General features: G+C 64.0%; 15 protein-coding genes. 2 read left to right on the top strand and 13 right to left on the bottom strand.

Features of this window, described 5'->3' with window-relative positions; genetic code table 11:
* Nucleotides 1-32 precede the first annotated feature (32 nt).
* Nucleotides 33-737, top strand: coding sequence for an SOS response-associated peptidase (locus tag LB520_RS12050; protein ID WP_224637649.1), 705 nt, complete (start codon nt 33-35; stop codon nt 735-737).
* A 42-nt stretch (nt 738-779) separates the two neighbouring features.
* Here LB520_RS12050 and LB520_RS12045 read toward each other — a convergent pair whose 3' ends face one another.
* The 8 genes from LB520_RS12045 to LB520_RS12010 all read right to left on the bottom strand — a co-directional run bounded on the left by LB520_RS12045 (nt 780) and on the right by LB520_RS12010 (nt 10,495).
* Nucleotides 780-1,817 carry a PIN domain-containing protein gene (locus LB520_RS12045; protein ID WP_224637648.1) on the bottom strand — a complete coding sequence of 346 codons (1,038 nt, stop codon included), beginning with the start codon at nt 1,815-1,817 and terminating at the stop codon, nt 780-782.
* A gap of 541 nt (nt 1,818-2,358) precedes the next feature.
* Entirely contained in the window at nt 2,359-3,336 is a 978-nt protein-coding gene (locus LB520_RS12040) for a 2-dehydropantoate 2-reductase (protein WP_224637647.1), read from the bottom strand.
* Nucleotides 3,336-4,865: an acyl--CoA ligase gene (locus LB520_RS12035; protein WP_224637646.1), complete on the bottom strand. Its 1,530-nt coding sequence runs from the start codon at nt 4,863-4,865 to the stop codon at nt 3,336-3,338. The genes LB520_RS12040 and LB520_RS12035 overlap by 1 nt, the downstream gene beginning before the upstream one ends.
* A gap of 50 nt (nt 4,866-4,915) precedes the next feature.
* Nucleotides 4,916-6,502, bottom strand: a complete 1,587-nt coding sequence (gene ggt, locus LB520_RS12030; protein ID WP_224637645.1) for a gamma-glutamyltransferase — start codon at nt 6,500-6,502, stop codon at nt 4,916-4,918.
* A 21-nt stretch (nt 6,503-6,523) separates the two neighbouring features.
* Nucleotides 6,524-7,324 (bottom strand): ABC transporter permease, encoded by an 801-nt coding sequence (locus LB520_RS12025; protein WP_224601245.1) that lies wholly within the window; start codon nt 7,322-7,324, stop codon nt 6,524-6,526.
* Nucleotides 7,321-8,244 carry an ABC transporter permease gene (locus tag LB520_RS12020; RefSeq protein ID WP_224637644.1) on the bottom strand — a complete coding sequence of 308 codons (924 nt, stop codon included), beginning with the start codon at nt 8,242-8,244 and terminating at the stop codon, nt 7,321-7,323. Before LB520_RS12020 ends, LB520_RS12025 begins: the two co-directional genes overlap by 4 nt.
* Nucleotides 8,241-9,320 (bottom strand): ABC transporter ATP-binding protein, encoded by a 1,080-nt coding sequence (locus LB520_RS12015; RefSeq protein ID WP_224637799.1) that lies wholly within the window; start codon nt 9,318-9,320, stop codon nt 8,241-8,243. Before LB520_RS12015 ends, LB520_RS12020 begins: the two co-directional genes overlap by 4 nt.
* Nucleotides 9,321-9,454: 134 nt before the next feature.
* Nucleotides 9,455-10,495 (bottom strand): ABC transporter substrate-binding protein, encoded by a 1,041-nt coding sequence (locus LB520_RS12010; RefSeq protein ID WP_095768746.1) that lies wholly within the window; start codon nt 10,493-10,495, stop codon nt 9,455-9,457.
* A 232-nt stretch (nt 10,496-10,727) separates the two neighbouring features.
* On the opposite strand from LB520_RS12010, the gene LB520_RS12005 reads away from it, so the two are divergent.
* The gene (locus tag LB520_RS12005; protein ID WP_224637643.1) at nt 10,728-11,429 is read left to right on the top strand and encodes a GntR family transcriptional regulator; all 702 of its coding nucleotides are present in this window, start codon (nt 10,728-10,730) and stop codon (nt 11,427-11,429) included.
* 16 nt (nt 11,430-11,445) lie between these two features.
* On the opposite strand, the gene LB520_RS12000 is transcribed toward LB520_RS12005, so the two are convergent.
* The 5 genes from LB520_RS12000 to LB520_RS11980 all read right to left on the bottom strand — a co-directional run bounded on the left by LB520_RS12000 (nt 11,446) and on the right by LB520_RS11980 (nt 16,137).
* Nucleotides 11,446-12,531, bottom strand: coding sequence for an ABC transporter ATP-binding protein (locus LB520_RS12000; RefSeq protein ID WP_224637642.1), 1,086 nt, complete (start codon nt 12,529-12,531; stop codon nt 11,446-11,448).
* A complete protein-coding gene (locus LB520_RS11995; protein WP_224637641.1) occupies nt 12,521-13,129 on the bottom strand; it encodes a cupin domain-containing protein in 609 nt (202 codons plus the stop codon). The genes LB520_RS12000 and LB520_RS11995 overlap by 11 nt, the downstream gene beginning before the upstream one ends.
* 207 nt (nt 13,130-13,336) lie before the next feature.
* Nucleotides 13,337-14,407 carry an ABC transporter substrate-binding protein gene (locus tag LB520_RS11990; protein ID WP_224637640.1) on the bottom strand — a complete coding sequence of 357 codons (1,071 nt, stop codon included), beginning with the start codon at nt 14,405-14,407 and terminating at the stop codon, nt 13,337-13,339.
* 27 nt (nt 14,408-14,434) lie between these two features.
* A complete protein-coding gene (locus LB520_RS11985) occupies nt 14,435-15,253 on the bottom strand; it encodes an ABC transporter permease (protein WP_224637639.1) in 819 nt (272 codons plus the stop codon).
* Entirely contained in the window at nt 15,250-16,137 is an 888-nt protein-coding gene (locus LB520_RS11980; protein ID WP_224637638.1) for an ABC transporter permease, read from the bottom strand. Before LB520_RS11980 ends, LB520_RS11985 begins: the two co-directional genes overlap by 4 nt.
* Nucleotides 16,138-16,197 lie beyond the last annotated feature (60 nt).

The following is a 16,197-nucleotide window of genomic DNA, read 5'->3' as shown; positions in this document are numbered from 1 at the left end:
GATTACGAGTGATCGCTGGGGCATCCTAGGGCATGTGCAACCTCTACAACATCACCACCAGCCAGGACGCGATCCGCGAGTGGACCCGCGCAATGCGGGACATCATGGGCAATCTTGAGCCTTCGCTGGATGTGTACCCCAATATGCCGGGCGCTGTGGTCCGCAACGCCCCCGATGGCCAGCGGGAGCTTGCCAAGCTCCTGTGGGGCATGCCTACACCGGCGGAGCGGGTGAAGAGCAAGGCGGACTATGGCACCACCAATATCCGCAATCCCCAATACGGCCATTGGCAGCAATACGTTGGCGTGGAGAACCGCTGTGTGGTGCCGGTGACGAGCTTCGCCGAGCCGAGCCCCACGCCCGGCGATAAAGACCCCGAGACGGGCGTACAGCGGAACTACTGGTTTGCCCGAAGCGAGGACCGGCCGCTGTTCTTCTTTGCCGGCCTATGGACGCGCTGGCAAGGGGTCCGCAGGGTCAAGGACGGACCTGGTGACTTCGAGCTTTACGGCTTCCTCACGACTAAGCCCAACACCCTCATAGCGCCCATCCACGAGAAGGCTATGCCGGTCATCCTCACCACAAGGGAGGAGGTGGAAACCTGGCTCACGGCCCCATGGTCGGAGGCGCGGCACATGCAGCGGACAGCCCCGGACGATGCATTGGTGACAGTCGAGAAGCCGGCCACACAGATCAAGTTTCCGCAGCAGGCTCCCGCTCAGGGTTCATTGTTCTAGATGGTGGGATGTGCCCGAGCGCACCTCTGAAAATCCCAAGCCTCACGTGTCTAGCATATCCCAATCGTCGCCTAGAACCCAGCGCAGCGCTGAGAGCTTCCCGTTGATCATGCCCCATTCGAAGTCGTCCCAGGGACCGAGATTCTGAATTCCGACCTCTTGCTCGGTCCGGTTCGCGGCCTCGCGGGCAAGCTTCCAAGTGCCTTGGGTAATTAGCGTCTGGCGGCGGCGTGGTTCCGCAGCCGACCACTCTGCACCAGAAACGATTTTCGTCTTTCCTCGCTCAATACTGATGCGCAGGTTCTGGTGCCTGTTGTACCAGACCTGCTTGTAAAGCAGATGTTCGGCCTCGCGAATTTCAGAGAACCCTCGGACCTGGGTGGCCCCATATAGCTGAAGGTCGTAGTTCGCCAGCAAGTCCTGGTCTAGGTCGTTAAGCATGTCCGCCAGCGAAATCCAGAATGTCGAGCGACCGCCGTCGAACAGCGGCAGCAAATCGGCATGTGGTTGGCGGTGGTCGCCCGCTTCCTCACTAAAATCGGCCTTGTTGTGCGTGACGAAGGCAAACTCATCGTCCCAAGAAGCGACCGGAGCCATCTGCTCAGCATAGGTCTCGATGATGATGGAATCTCCGATGCTGTTCTTAGGGCGGTGGCAGGGAGCCGACCCACGGAGGGCGCGATCAGCCGCTCGGGCCTTGACCGACTCCGTTGCCGCGATCGGCTCTGCTGCCTGGAGCATCCGCTCGATACGCTCAAAGGATTCGTTCACAGCCTCGCCTTTGTAGACCGCCGCGTGATCCACCTCGTTCAGGGCTTTGATGGTCGGATCGATGTCCTTCTCGTTTCCGAAACGTCGCACGGCGTCCCTGACGAGGCTGAAGTGGGATTGAAGACTTCGTTTCGCATCGGCGGCAACCCTCTCCTTGTTCCGAGCGAACTCGTCTAGGACTGTCTGCGGCACGATTAGCCCAAAGTCAGGATGGTTGAGGAGGTCCTCCAGGGCAGCGACAACCGGCTGGTTTCGATAGTCCTTCGCGAGGTCTAGCCACACGCAAGTGTCAACGAGAATGCGGAGCATCGATGCGTCCTTTCGGCAGTATTCTTAGCCGATACCCGAGGTATCCGGGAGCCGCTATCCTTGCCCTTGTGGCCTGCTTTACAACAAGCCGCCCTATGCTGCTATTCATCGCTCCACATCACCCGCCGCACCGTACGGACTCCCACAAGCCGCCTCACGCGTATTTTCACGCGTTGCACCGCGCTAGGCAGAAGAATGTCCACATCGAACTCCCGCCGCTTGCAGCGATCGCACCGCATGTGCCGCTCGACATCCCAGAACGGAATGTCCCCCATGAGCTTGAGGAGGTCTCCTGGGAGGTAGTAGCGCGTGATGTTGCAGTTGATGCACCGGACGCGGATCAGCTGCCCGATTTCATGGGCTCGGCTCAGCGTCTGAACGACGCGTCGGGTTCTGCTGCTGGGCTCCGGCATGGCCTAGGAAATAGGAATGTGTTCCTCGCGGAGTCAATCCAGGCTCGACCTTTTGTTCTATTTTTGTTCATTGTGGCAATTAGAAAGCTATCGGAGTGAAGCGGCGGATTTCCAGGACCGCCGTTCCTCTAGTAACACCCGCGTTCGATCGCAAGCCGCCGCACCAGCGCCAGCACGGTGTCGATGATCGGCGTCGGTTGGCCGATCAGGCGGCCGAGCTCCTGCACAGCGGTGACCAGCGCGTCAATCTCCATCGGCCGGCCGCGCTCGAGATCCTGCAGCATCGAGGTCTTGTGCTCGCCGACATCGCCGGCCCCCTTGATGCGCCGGTCGACGGGAATAAGGAAGCGCACGCCGAGCTTCTCCCCGATCGCCTGCGCCTCCAGCATCATGGCGCGGGCGACGGCGCGCGTGGCTTCATCGCCGACGATTGCCGCAAGCGTGGCGCCGGTCAGCGCCGAGATGGGGTTGAAGGAGAGGTTACCCCAAAGCTTCACCCAGATCTCCGAGCGGATGTCCTCGCGCACCGGCGCCTGCAGCCCGGCCTTGACCATTTCGTGGGCAAGCGCGGTTGCCCGCTCGCGCTTCTCACCGGAAGGCTCGCCCAGCGAAAAGCGCGTGCCTTCGACATGGCGGATCAGGCCCGGCGCATCGACCTCGACAGCGGGATAGACGACGGAGCCGATGACGCGCTCGGGCCCGATGCGCTGCCAGATCGCGCCGCCTGGATCGACCGCGTCGAGCCGCGTACCCTCGAGCGCGCCGCCGGCCTTGTAGAAGTACCACCAGGGCACGCCATTCTGCATGGTGACGACGGCTGTCCCATCGCCCAAGAGCGGCGCGATCTCGTCCAGCGCCGGGGCCAGCGAATGCGCCTTCAGCGCCAGCACGACATAGTCCTGCACGCCGAGTTCCTCGGCGCGTGCCGCCGCCCTCACCTGCGCCACGGTTTCCTTGCCGTCCTCGATCAGGCGCAGCCCGTCGGCCTTGATCGCTTCCAGATGCGCGCCGCGCGCCACGATCGAAAGATCGACATTGCCCGCGATCGCCAGCTTGGCGGCGAGGTAGCCACCGATGGCGCCGGCGCCAAAGACAGTGATGCGCATCAGCCGAGCCCAAGCTTGGCCGCGAGACCGATGCGCTGCAGCTTGCCCGTCGCGCCCTTTGGTATCTCGTCGAGGATGACCACCTTGCGCGGCACCTTGAAATCGGCGAGCCGGGTCGCGGCAAAGCCACGGATGTCGGCCTCGCTGGCGCTCTGGCCTTCGCGCAGCACGACGGCCGCCGCCACCTCTTCGCCGAGCTTGTCATGCGGCATGGCGAAGGTGACGACCTGCGCCACGGCCGGGTGATCCATCAAGACGCCGTCGACCTCGAGCGGCGAGATCTTCTCACCGCCGCGGTTGATGATCTCCTTCAGCCGGCCGGTGACGCGCAGATAGCTGTCCTCGTCAAGCACGCCCTGGTCGCCGGTGTGGAACCAGCCATGGGCGAAGGCACTGGCATTGGCATCCGGGTTCTTCTCGTAGCCTGCCGTGACGTTCGGTCCGCGAATGACGATCTCGCCGACTTCGCCGGGCTTGAGCAATCGCCCGTCCGGCGCCATGACGGCGACTTCCGGTCCGGCCGACGCGCCGACGCTGCCGGGCTTGCGCACGCCCGGCGGCAAACGGTTGGACGCCATCTGATGCGCGGCCTCCGTCATGCCGTAGGCCTCGATCACCGGGCAGCCGAAGGTCTTCTCCAACTCGGCCATCACTTGCGCCGGCAATGACGCCGACGACGAGCGGATGAAGCGCAGCTTCGCCTCGGCAAGCTGCTCGGGATTGCGGGCGGCACGCGGTAGGATCGCCTGATGCATGGTGGGCACGGCCGTGTACCAGCTGGGCTTGGCCTCGGAGAGCCACTGGAAGAAACGCAGCGCGTTGAAGCCCGGCGTGCAGAAGACGCTGCCGCCGGCGGCGAGCGAGGACAGCACCGCGGCGATCAGCCCATGGATGTGGAACAGCGGCATGATGTTGAGGCAGCGATCGGCCGGTGTCAGGCCGAGCGTCGCGCCGATATGTGCCGCCGACGCCGCAAGGTTGGCGTGGCTGAGCGGCACCAGTTTCGGACGCGACGTCGTGCCGGAGGTGTGGAGCAGCAGCGCAACATCGCTTTCCGCGGCGAAGCCAGACGAGACCGGCGATCCAACCGGCTCACCCTCGATCGTGAAGGTTCCAGACGGCGCGCCCTCCGGCACGACCAGCCGCAGCACCGGGATGCCGAGGCGCCCGGCAACCTCGACCGAGGGGACTGCCTTCTCCTTGCTCACGAGGATCGCCTTGACGCCGATATCGCTGAGATAAAAATCGAGCTCGTCGGCCCGGTAGGCCGGGTTGAGCGGGGCGGTGGACGCAGCCGCCGCCATCGCGATGAAGGATGTGGCCATTTCCGGGCCGTTCGGCAGCACGATGGCGACGCGGTCGCCGCGGCCGATGCCGAGCGCGTTCAAGCGCGCCACGGTATCGCGGATCAGGCGGCGCAGCCCGCCATGCGAGAGTGCCGTCCGTTCGGGCGCGGCGATGGCCGGCGCGTCGTCGGCGCCGGGGGCAAGACGATGGGCGAGATCGGTGGCGTTTTCGCTGTTTGTCATGGTTCCAGACTATGTTTCGAACGATCGGCTTATGTCCAGCAAAGGCCTGCTCAATATCCGAGCGCCAGGCCGTCCTTGCGCGGATCGGATGCGCCGGTCAGCGTGCCCTTTTCCCAATCGATCAGCACCGCCTGCCCACCGCCCAGCGGATGGTCGGGCTCCACAATGCGATGTCCACGCCGGCGCAGGCCTTCGATGGCCTCGGGATGCACGCTTCGCTCGGCCTCGACGACGTCGTGGTTGTAGAAAACGCGCGCCGCATCGATCGCCTGCTGCGGGTCCATGCCGAAGTCGATCATGTTGGTCAAAAGATGCACATGGCCGAAGGGCTGATAGCCGCCACCCATGACGCCGAAAGGCATGAGGGCGCGGCCATCCTTCGTCATCATGCCCGGCATGATCGTGTGCATCGGCCGCTTGCCGGGCGCTATCACATTCGGGTGCTTCGGATCGAGGCGGAAGCTCGAGCCGCGGTTCTGCAGCAGGACTCCGGTCTTCGGGCCGACCACGCCGCTGCCGAACGAATAATAGGTCGAGTTGATGAAGCTCACCGCGTTGCGGTCGCGGTCGACGACGCTGATATAGACTGTGTCGCTGCCGGGAAGATCGAGACGCGGCAGATCGGCCATGGCGCGCTCGGGATCGATCGCGGCGCGCAAGCTGTCGGCATAGGCGCTGGAAAGCAGCGCCTTGACCGGGACATCGACATGATCCTGGTCGGCGAAAAACATATCGCGATCCTGATAGGCGAGCCGGCCGGCCTCAATCTCGACGTGCAGGCGCGCGGCGCCGTCCGGATCGAGCTTGCCCAGTTCGAAGCCGGAGAGCAGGTTCAGCATCAGAAGCGCGGTCAGGCCCTGGTTGTTGGGCGGCATCTGGTGGATGTCATAGCCGCGATAGGAGGTGCCGACCGGGGTCCGGTAATCGCCCTTGGTGGCGGCGAAATCGTCGAGCGTATGCAGGCCGCCAAGCGCGCGAAGCCGCCCGACCAGATCCTCCGCGACCTCGCCTTCATAGAAACCGGCGCGACCTTTCCTGGCGATGATGCGTAAGGTCTCGGCCAACTCCGGCTGGCGATGAACATCGCCGGCCTTCGGCGGCTTGCCGCCTGGCAGGAAGATGCGCGTGGCCACCTCGTCAGCCGTCAGGTCGGTCTCGGGATCCTCCCAGTCGAAGGCGACGCGGTCGTGCACGACATAGCCTTCTTCCGCATAACGGATGGCCGGAGCGAGCGCGTCGGCCAAACCCTTGCGGCCATGATCCTCAAGCAGCCGACACCAGGCGTCGACGGCGCCTGGGATGGTGACCGCGTGCGGACCCTGCTTCGGAAGCTCGCTGAACCCCTTGTCCAGATACCAGTCGACCGTCGCGGCCTTTGGCGCACGGCCCGAGCCGTTGAAGGCAATCACCTCGCCCCGCCCTTTCGGGCAATAGAGGACAAAGCAGTCGCCGCCGATGCCGGTCGATTGCGGTTCGACCACGGCCTGCACCGCGGCCGCGCAGACCGCAGCGTCCATCGCGTTGCCGCCGGAGCGCAGCATGTCGATGGCCGCGAGCGTAGCGAGCGGATGCGAGGTCGCGGCCATCGCCTCGGTGGCGCGGACCGGGGAGCGGCCGGGAAACTGGAAATCACGCATGCTGTTCAAGGTATCCCTATATCAACGTCCGCGGCCGAAAAGCTGGGCAGCGGACAACAAGACGATCGATAGCACGATCAGGCAAGTCGAAATGGCGGCGATCGTCGGATCGATCTGATCGCGCAGCGCATTGAACATGCGCCGCGTCAGCGTCGTGGTCTCGCCGCCGGAGATGAACAGCGAGACCACCACCTCGTCGAAGGAGGTGATAAAGGCAAACAGCGCGCCGGAGACGATCGAGAAGCGTATCTGCGGCATCGTCACCTGGAAGAAGGCCGAGAAGCGGCCGGCCCCGAGGCTGCGCGCCACCATCTCCTGGTTCATGTCGTAGGACCGCAGCCCCGAAAGGACTGTCAGCACGACCAGCGGCAGCGCCTGCACTGTGTGCGCGATGACCAAGCCGGTCAGTGTGTTGTTGAGGCCGATGCGAGCATAGAGGAAAAAGGTGCCAATGCCGATCAGGATGACAGGGATGATCAGCGATGCCGTGAGCAGCGCGTTGATCGCGCCGGTCAGCCGCAGTGTGCGGGCGTTGATGGCGTAGGCGGCGGCGGTGCCGAGCAGCGTTGCGACGATCGCCGTCATCACGGCAACCTTGACCGATACGACGGTGGCGTCGCGCCATTCGACCGAGCCGAAATAGCTTTCATACCAGCGCAGCGACCATTCCTGCGGCGGGAACTCTAAGAGCGACGAGCCGGAAAAGGACATGATGACGATGATCACCGACGGGGCGATCAGGAACAGCATGACAAGCCCGCCGAGCGCGTAGAGCCACAGGCGTTGCCGATGCGAGATGGGCAGGGCATTTTCCATACTCATCGCTCGCTCCACACACCGGTGGCGCGGGTGCCGAGCAGCCAGTGGAAGAGGCCAAGCAGCGCCAGCGTGACGGCGAGCAGCACGACGCCGAGGGCGGCGCCCGCGCCCCAATTGGAATAGAGGCTGGTGGTCTGCTCCATGCGCATCGCCCACATGATGACCTTGCCGCCACCCATCAGCGCCGGCGTGACGAAGAAGCCGAGGCACAGCACGAAGACGATGACCACGCCCGAGGCCAGGCCGGGCAGCGACAGCGGGAAGAAGACCTGCCGGAAAGTCGCGGCCGGGCTGGCGCCGAGATTCATGCCGGCGCGCAGGCAGTCGACGTCGATGGTCTTCATCGAGGCGTAGAGCGGCAGCACCAGGAAGGGCAGCATGATGTGGGTCATGCCGATGACGACGCCGGCGAAATTGTTGGCGAGCGGCAGCGGCTGGCCAATGACGCCGAGATCCATCAGCCATGTGTTGACCAGCCCCCTGCGCTGCAGGATGACGAGCCAGGCATAGGTGCGCACCAGCACCGAGGTCCAGAACGGCAGGATGACGAAGATCAGGCAGACCCCGGCGGCGCGGCGCGGCAGTTGCGACAGCATATAGGCCAGCGGATAACCGAACAGCACGCAGGCGCCGGTGACGGTGAAGGCCACCTTGAAGGTGGTAACGAAGGTCTTGATGTAGGAGGCCTGCTCGAAAAAGCGCGCATAATTGGCGGCGCTGAGCTGACCGCTCTCGTCGAACAGCGAAAGCCAGAACAGCCAGCCGATCGGCACGATGATAACGGCGAAGACCAGAAGCAGTCCGGGCGACAAAAGCGCGAGCAGGCCCCGCGCTTCCCGCCGCGCGTCGGCGCGCAAGGCGTCGGTATTGAGCGCCTCATCGGGCCGTCCGGCGTGGTCGAGGCTGGCGGATGCGAGGCTCATTGGTCGGCCACCAGCACAACGTCCTGCGCATCGATGCCGAGCGTTATCGGCTCGCCCGGCGCCGGCAGTCTCGCCAGCACGTCGGAGCGGCAATAGTCGCGCAAAATCACCTGCCGGCCGTCCTTGAGCGTCGCATAGCAGACGAAGCTGTCGCCCTGATAGATGACGTCGCCCACCGTTGCCGGCAGTGCATTGATGTCGCCGGTCTGTTCGCCAGCGATCAGGCGCAGCTTCTCCGGCCGCACCACCATCAGATGCCGGCCCGAAGACGGCATTGGGTCCTTCATGCGCAGCTTGTTGCCTTCATGCCAGACGCCGCCATTGCGGCATTCGACCGGAATGAAGCTGGATTCGCCGATGAAGCCGGCAACGAACTTCGTTTTTGGCCTGGCGTAGAGGATCTCGGGCTGATCGATCTGCTCGATGCGCCCCGCATTCATGACGGCGACGCGGTCCGACATGGTGATCGCCTCGCGCTGGTCGTGCGTGACGTAGACCGTCGTCATGCCGAGCCGGCGGTGCAGGTTGCGCAGCTCGATCTGCATATGCTCGCGCAGGCTCTTGTCGAGCGCGGACAGCGGCTCGTCCATCAAGACGATGCGTGGCTCGAAGACAATGGCGCGGGCCAAGGCCACACGCTGGCGCTGGCCGCCGGAGAGCTGGTCGACACGGCGCTCGCCGAGGCCTTTCAGTTGCACAAGGTCCAGCGCCCTCTCGACACGCTCGGCCGTTTCGGCCTTCGGCACACGGCGCTGCTTCAGCGGAAAGGCAATGTTGTGGAAGACGTTCATATGCGGAAACAACGCATAGTTCTGGAACACCATGCCGATGTTGCGCTTGTGCGGCGGCATGGTGATGATCTCCTCGCCGCCGACCTTGATGGAGCCGGCATTGGCCCGCACGAAGCCGGCCAGGATCATCAAGAGCGTCGTCTTTCCCGAGCCGGACGGCCCGAGCAGCGTCAGGAATTCGCCCGCCGCCACATCGAGGCTGAGATCGCTGAGGATGGAGACAGCACCGAAGCGCTTCTCGATACCGCTGATGCCGATGGGAAGCGCGGACTGCGCGAGAGACAAGAGCATCTCCTTCAACTCCGGATCATTTTTCGCGAAACGATGCGGAGCGGCGTATCAGAAGCCGCTCCGACAGTTTCTTGTTACGCAATTTCGGACGGAAAACCGCTGCGCACTTTTCCTGGAATTGCTTAGCGTTACTGCTGGATCAGGTTGTTGAACTTCTCGGTCGCCTCGACGAGGGTGTCGCGCCAGAAGGCCGGATCCTGCAGCACCTGCTTCTTGACGTTCTCCGGCGCGGAATTGATGTCCTTGATCCGCTCCGGCGGGATCTTGCCGGTCTCGAAAGCCTTCTCGTTGGCCGGGCCATTGTCGACATAGAGGGGCAGGTTGGCCTGGAGGTCGGGGCTGACGAACTTGGCCAGCGCCTTCATGGCGATGTCCTTGTTCTTCGAACCCTTCGGGATGACCATGCAGTCGGCGGTGAGCACGCCCTGATCGAAGGAGAAGCTGACCGGCGCGCCTTGCTTCTTCAGCGTGCCGGCGCGGCCGTTCCAGATGCTCGCCATGTCGACCTCGCCGTCCTTGACGAGCTGCATGGCCTGCGCGCCGGAGGTCCACCAGGCATCGATATGGCCCTTGACCTTGTCGACAGATTGCAGCGCGCCGTCGATGTCGACCGGATAGACCTTGTCGATCGGAATGCCCTTGGCGAGTGCGGCGACGCTCAGCGTCTCCGTCGCCTGGCTGCCGGAAAGCGCGCGGCGTCCAGGGAACTTCTCGACGTTCCAGAAATCGGCCCAGGTCTTGGGGCCCTTGTCGCCGAAAACATCGGTGCGATAGATCAAAACCACCGAGGTGTAGGAAATGCCGACCCAATCATCGTGGACAAGCTTCGGGTTGATGCCGCTCTTGTCGATGACGTTGTAGTCGAGCTTCTCGAACAGGCCTTCCTTGGAGCCGCGCGCGCATTCGTCGGCGCCGAGTTCGGTGATGTCCCATTTGACGGCATTGCCGGTGACCTGCAGCCGCACGTCGTCGAGGCCGTTGGTGGTATCCTGCTTGATGGTGATGCCGAGTTCCTTGGCCGTCGGATCGAAGAAGGCCTTGGTCTCTGCTTCCTGATAGGTGCCGCCCCATGAGGCGACGGTGATGGTGTCGGCGGCCGATGCCGGAACAGCGACCGTGGCCAGCAGGCCGGCGACGGCCAAGCCTTGAATACAGAGTCTCTTCGTCATTTTCGTTTCTCCAAGCGGTGTTCCCGTTATCGTTGATTTGGTATGCGAATTTGTATACAATTTTGAGTGTAATTCGCCGGAAGCCGATGTCAACATGGGACATCGGGTTTTTTGGTGGTGGGAAAAAGCAGGACGGTTCGGAGCGGCGGCTCGCCCCGAAACGGTTTGTTCAAGCAGGCGCTAAAAGGCACTAAACTGCGATTCCATGACTGACCGTTGGAGGCGGGAACGCTTGAGCAAGGAGAGAAAGAACACGTTGCGCGACTCGGTGTTCGAGGCGCTGAAGGCGTTGATCATCACCGGCCAGATCCCGCCGGGCGGTCGGGTGACGGAAAACGAAATCGCCGAGCGCCTGAGAGTCAGCCGCACGCCTGTGCGCGAGGCCTTCAACCGGCTGGAGCGCGACGGGCTGGTGATCGGGCGGCCGCGCCAGGGTTATGTGGTGGCCGAGTTCAACCTGACCATGTTCCGCGAGGCCTTCGACATCCGCGAGATGCTCGACGGGCGCGCGACCGAGCTGGCGGCGGCCAACGCCACCGCCGCCGACAAGGCACGTCTGCGCGCGATGCTCGCCGAATGCGAGCGGCTGGCGGCGATCCCGGATCGCAGCACGCGGGAGAAATTCGAGGAGCTCCAGGTCGGCATCGACCTGCACCGGGTGATCGCCGAAATCAGCGGCAATGAGATGCTGCATGGCATGCTTTGCGGCATCCTCGACAAATGCCAGCAATATGTGTGGACCGAGCTTCTGTGGCTGGACGAATGGAAGCTCACCCGCGAGGAACATGCCGGCATCGTCGACGCGATCTGCGCCGGCGATGTCGCCTTGGCCGGCGAGCGCGCCCGCGCGCATGTGCGCGGCTCGCGCGAGAACATCCTGCGCCTGCTGCAGGCCAAGTCCGACTATCAGGGATTCTTCGCCAAGGCGTCTTGAGCCTAGGTCCGTTCTATCAGCTGGAAAGCATGGGGCAGTTGGCGCCGCGCCGCAGGCTGACATGCGCCACGTCGCCGACGCTGAATTGAGTACCGTCGGCGCGGCGTGGGGCATCGATGACGATCGAAGTCCCCTGTCCGAGCTCGGCATGCAGGCGCAGCGTGCGGCCATGGAAGACGACGCCGCTGACCCGTGCCGGCGCAGTGCCTTCGCCGGCTTCACCGACAACCAGGAGATCTTCCGGCCGCACGCCGATGGTTCGCGTGTCGCCGGCGGCCGGCGTCTCGCCGCCGTCTGAGATCGCTTCCAGCGGCAGGTCGCCGGCGGCAAAGCGCAGGCGCTCGCCGTCGCCGCCGAGAAAGCGCGACTGCAACAAGTTCATGGTGCCGATGAAGGAGGCGACGAAGCGTGTCGCAGGCCGGTCGTAAAGTGTGGCCGGCGGCGCGATCTGCTCGATGCGGCCCTTGTTCATGACGACGATGCGGTCGGAGATCGACAGCGCCTCGGTCTGGTCGTGCGTGACCATGACGAAGGTGGTGCCCAGCCGCGACTGCAGCCGCTTCAATTCGACCTGCATCTGCTCGCGCAGATGCGCGTCGAGCGCCGAGAGCGGCTCGTCGAGCAGAAGCACGCGCGGCTCGCAGACGATGGCGCGGGCTAAGGCGACGCGCTGGCGCTGGCCGCCGGAGAGTTCGGAGACGCGGGCGCGCAGCTTGTCGGCAAGGCCTACCATGTCGAGCGCCTCGCGGACCCGCTTGGCCTGCTCGGCGCCGGTGAGTTTGCGCAGCGACAGGCCGAAGCCGACATTGGCGGCGACATCCATATGCGGGAACAGCGCGTAGTCCTGGAAGACCGTGTTGACCGGTCGGTCGAAGGGCCGCAGGCCGGTGATGTCGCGGCCGTCGAGCAGGACGTTGCCGCTCGACGGGCTTTCGAAGCCGGCGATGACGCGCAAGCTCGTCGTCTTGCCGCAGCCGGACGGGCCGAGGAGGGTCAGGAACTCGCCCGCGGCAATATCGAGATCGACCGTATCGAGACCGACCACACCACCCGGAAAAACCTTCGAGACTTTGTCGAGACGAACGAGCGCGTCAGGCGCCATCGCGCACCTCGGACGGCTTTGTCGTGTTGATCCACAGGATCTGGCAGCGCTCGGCGCCGGGATTGCGGAAGGCATGCAGCAGCGTGCTCTTGAAGGCGAAGCTGTCGCCGGCTTTCAGCACATAGGTCGTGGCGTCTACCACCAGCTCGACTTCGCCGTTCATGACGAAGCCGAATTCGTGGCCGGCATGGGCGTAAGCTTCCGCCGTGCCGCCGCCGGCCTCCACCGTGACCAGCATGCCGGTCAGCGTCGCCGCCGGCGGCGACAGGAGCGCCTTGGCGATGCCTTCGGATTTCACCGGAATCTGCCGTCGCTTGTCGGCGCGCACGCAATAGAGATCGTTGACCGCTTCATTGCCGTCGGCGATCAGCGCCGACGGCTCGATGTCGAGCGCCGCCGCGAGCGGCCAGATCACCTTGACGCGCAGCGAGGACATGCCGCGCTCGATCTGGCTGAGCGCACCGATGGAGATGCCGGCCTTGGCCGCGAGCTCGGCCAGCGACAGCTTGCGCTCGAGCCTGAGCGCCCGCACGCGCCGGCCGACGCGGATATCGGCATCGTCTTTCGGCTTTGCCGCCGCTTCGTCAAGAATGTCCATGCAATGGTCCTCGTTGTCTTTCCACCGGTGCGGCGCAGCGCCGCCAGGCTCCCCCTTCTCCCCCTGTGGGAGAAGGTGGATCGGCGCGACAGCGCCGAGACGGATGAGGGGTGTTCCAGCGAAGTGAGACGTCTGTGTTCCCTGGAGCACCCCTCATCCGGCCGCTTCGCGGCCACCTTCTCCCACAAGGGGAGAAGGGGGAGCTAGTCATCCCCCCGCCTTCACCTTCTCGAACATCTTCGCCATATCGTCATTCTGCTTCATCGGCCCGGTGAAGATGGTGCTCTTCAGCATCACGTCCGGATCCGCCGGCAGCTGCAGTTTCTCCAGCTCCCCCTTCGACACGCCGGCAAACGCGGTGCTAAGCGAGCTGCCATAGCCATAGGACTGGATCAGGAACTTGCCGGAGTCGGCGTCGAGGCGGCTGTTGATGAAGTCATAGGCGAGGTCGACGTTCTTGGCGTCCTTGAGCATGACGAAGCCGCAGGCCCAGGTCAGCATGCCTTCCTTCGGCTTCATGAACTCGACCGGCACGCCCTGCTTCTTCAGCGAGGTGGCGGACGCGTTCCAGGTCATGGCGGCAACCAATTGGCCGCTGGCCAGCGCCTGCTCGACCGAGGTCATGTCGGTGGTGTAGCTCGACAGCAGCGGCCGCTGCTCGCGCAGCTTTTCGGCCACCTTGTCCATCTGGTCGGGTGTCATGTCGAAGGGGTTCACGCCCGCCAGCAGCGCCGCGACGATCGGCGTGTCGTGCACGGCGTCGATCGTCGCCATGCGGCCGGCATATTGCTTGTTCCACAGAAGGTTCCAGCTCGCCTCAGGGTTCTTCACCAGATCGGTGCGGTAGAGGATCGAGGTGTTGCCCCAATCCCACGGCACCATCCACACCTTGCCGTCGCCGGCCTGCAGGTCGGGCAGGTTCTTGAACACCGGGAAAATCGAATCCCAGTTCTTGATGCGCTTGGTATCGATCGGCTGCAGCAGGCCTTCCTTGTTCCAGCGCGCCACTTTGTCGTAGCAGGGATGCGCGATGTCCGGGCGGAAGCCGGCCTTGACCTTGGTGAAGGCGTCGTCATCATCGCCGAAGATCGTCGCCTCGACGCCATCGGGATGCGCGGCAAGGAAGCTCTTGTTGAAGTCGGGCAATTCGTAGCCCGACCAGGTGAAATATTGCAGCTTGTCGGCGGCAAGAGCGACTGTCGACGACAGCGCGAGCGCCAGCGCGGCAAGGCCAGCCCGGGCTTTGTGTCCGGCGATCGATTTCAGGTGGACTGTCATTTTCGTTCTCCTCTTCTTTGTTGTGGTTCAGGCTGGATTGCGGTGCGCAGCGCCGAGGCCGCGGTGGCGAAGGATTTCGGCTGTGCCCGCGATGATGAAGGAGACAGTGAGGATCACCGTGCCGAGCGCCATCACGGTCGGCAACGAGCGCGGGAAGCGCAGCTGGCTCCAGATGTAGAGCGGCAGCGTCGGCTCGGTGCCGGCGAGGAAAAAGACGACGATGAACTCGTCGAAGGAAATCAGGAAAGAGAGCATGAAGGCCGACAGTATGGCGGGCAAGCTGAGCGGCAGCATCACGCGCCGGAACGTCGTCCAGTCGGAAGCGCCGAGATCGAGCGCCGCCTCGCGGATCGTCTTCGGGATTGCGGCGAAGCGGCTGCGCATCACCACGACCGTCGTCGGCAGCGCGACGAGGATGTGGCCGAGCACGATCGAAACGCGCGACGGGCCGAGGCCGATCAGATTGACCAGGATCAAAAGCGAGATGCCGACGATGACGCCGGGGATCAGGATCGGCAGGCGAGCGATGGCGCTGATGGTGGCGGCGATCGGCGAACGGCCGTAGAGGTCCATGTAGGAAACGGTGATGCCGCAGAGCGTCGCGCCGAAGGCGGCGATGACGCCGATGACCAGGCTGTTGGCCAGGGCGCCGGAGAGCGCCGGATTACCGTAGAGCGTCCGGTACCATTCAAGCGTGAAACCCTGCAACGGAAACGCCGCCTGGATCGAGTTGTTGAAAGAAAACAGCGGGATCAAGAGCACCGGCAGATAGAGGAAGACGAGATAGCCAAGCACGTAGACGCCGAGCCAGCGGCCGTCGCTATTGATGTTTGCCCGGGCGCTCATGTGCGGCTGCCGAACCGGCGGTCGGCGCCGCGCGCGACCAGCACCACGCACAGGATGACCAGCATGACGCAGACCGAGAGCGCGGCGCCGAACGGCCAATCATTGGCCTTGCCGAATTGCGACTGGATCAGCGTGCCGATCATGGTGCTGGCCGGACCGCCGACCATGGCCGGCGTGACATAGTCGCCGACCGTCGGCACGAAGACGACCAGCGCCGCCGCCAGAACGCCCGGCATGGAATTTGGGAGCACCACGCGGCGGAAGCTGGTGAAGGGCCGCGCGCCAAGATCGGAGGCTGCTTCGAGCAGCGATTTGGGAATCGTGTCCAGCGCCACGTAGATCGGCAGGATGGCGAAAGGCGCATAGGCGTGGGCGAGTGTCACCACGACCGCGGCCGGCGTGTTGAGGAAGGCGAGCGTCGGCTCCTTCCAAAGGCCGGTCTCGATGAAGGCCGAGTTCAGCACGCCATTATAGGCAAGCACGATCTTCCAGGCGAAGACGCGCAAAAGGTAGCTGGTCCAGAACGGCAGCGTGACCAGGAAGAGCAGCAGGTTGCGGCGCCGGCCGGCATGAAAGGCGAGATAATAGGCGACCGGATAGGCGGTGACGACGGTGGCGAGCGTCACCAGACCGGCGATGACCAGCGAGCGCAGCGTCACCGTCCAATAGAGCGGATCGGTGGCGACGGTGACGAAATTTTCGACCGTCAGGCCAAACCCGAGCAGCGAGCCGTCATTGCCCCTGAAGGCGAGAAAGACCACCAGGCCAAGCGCGAACAGGATCAGAAAGAAGGTGACCAGCCCACCCGGCAGCAGCATGGCGAAACGGAAGACCGGCGGGATGCGGTTTTCCGGCAAGGGCCGTGTTCCGGCGATGGTCGACATCGAAGTGCCTGTTGGCTCCATCGGATTTTTGAAATCGCCTGATGTTTTTTCATATTCATG

It is taken from the genome of Mesorhizobium sp. CA12, assembly GCF_020165255.1.
GTDB lineage: Bacteria > Pseudomonadota > Alphaproteobacteria > Rhizobiales > Rhizobiaceae > Mesorhizobium.
Note: the sequence above shows the minus strand (reverse complement) of the source record. Positions and strands in the feature narration are given on the sequence as shown.

Coding starts and splice junctions, on each gene's coding strand:
- LB520_RS12050 (WP_224637649.1), top strand. CDS start 33: ATGTGCAACCTCTACAACATCACCACCAGCCAGGACGCGATCCGCGAG.
- LB520_RS12045 (WP_224637648.1), bottom strand. CDS start 1,817: ATGCTCCGCATTCTCGTTGACACTTGCGTGTGGCTAGACCTCGCGAAG.
- LB520_RS12040 (WP_224637647.1), bottom strand. CDS start 3,336: ATGCGCATCACTGTCTTTGGCGCCGGCGCCATCGGTGGCTACCTCGCC.
- LB520_RS12035 (WP_224637646.1), bottom strand. CDS start 4,865: ATGACAAACAGCGAAAACGCCACCGATCTCGCCCATCGTCTTGCCCCC.
- ggt (WP_224637645.1), bottom strand. CDS start 6,502: ATGCGTGATTTCCAGTTTCCCGGCCGCTCCCCGGTCCGCGCCACCGAG.
- LB520_RS12025 (WP_224601245.1), bottom strand. CDS start 7,324: ATGAGTATGGAAAATGCCCTGCCCATCTCGCATCGGCAACGCCTGTGG.
- LB520_RS12020 (WP_224637644.1), bottom strand. CDS start 8,244: ATGAGCCTCGCATCCGCCAGCCTCGACCACGCCGGACGGCCCGATGAG.
- LB520_RS12010 (WP_095768746.1), bottom strand. CDS start 10,495: ATGACGAAGAGACTCTGTATTCAAGGCTTGGCCGTCGCCGGCCTGCTG.
- LB520_RS12000 (WP_224637642.1), bottom strand. CDS start 12,531: ATGGCGCCTGACGCGCTCGTTCGTCTCGACAAAGTCTCGAAGGTTTTT.
- LB520_RS11995 (WP_224637641.1), bottom strand. CDS start 13,129: ATGGACATTCTTGACGAAGCGGCGGCAAAGCCGAAAGACGATGCCGAT.
- LB520_RS11990 (WP_224637640.1), bottom strand. CDS start 14,407: ATGACAGTCCACCTGAAATCGATCGCCGGACACAAAGCCCGGGCTGGC.
- LB520_RS11985 (WP_224637639.1), bottom strand. CDS start 15,253: ATGAGCGCCCGGGCAAACATCAATAGCGACGGCCGCTGGCTCGGCGTC.
- LB520_RS11980 (WP_224637638.1), bottom strand. CDS start 16,137: ATGTCGACCATCGCCGGAACACGGCCCTTGCCGGAAAACCGCATCCCG.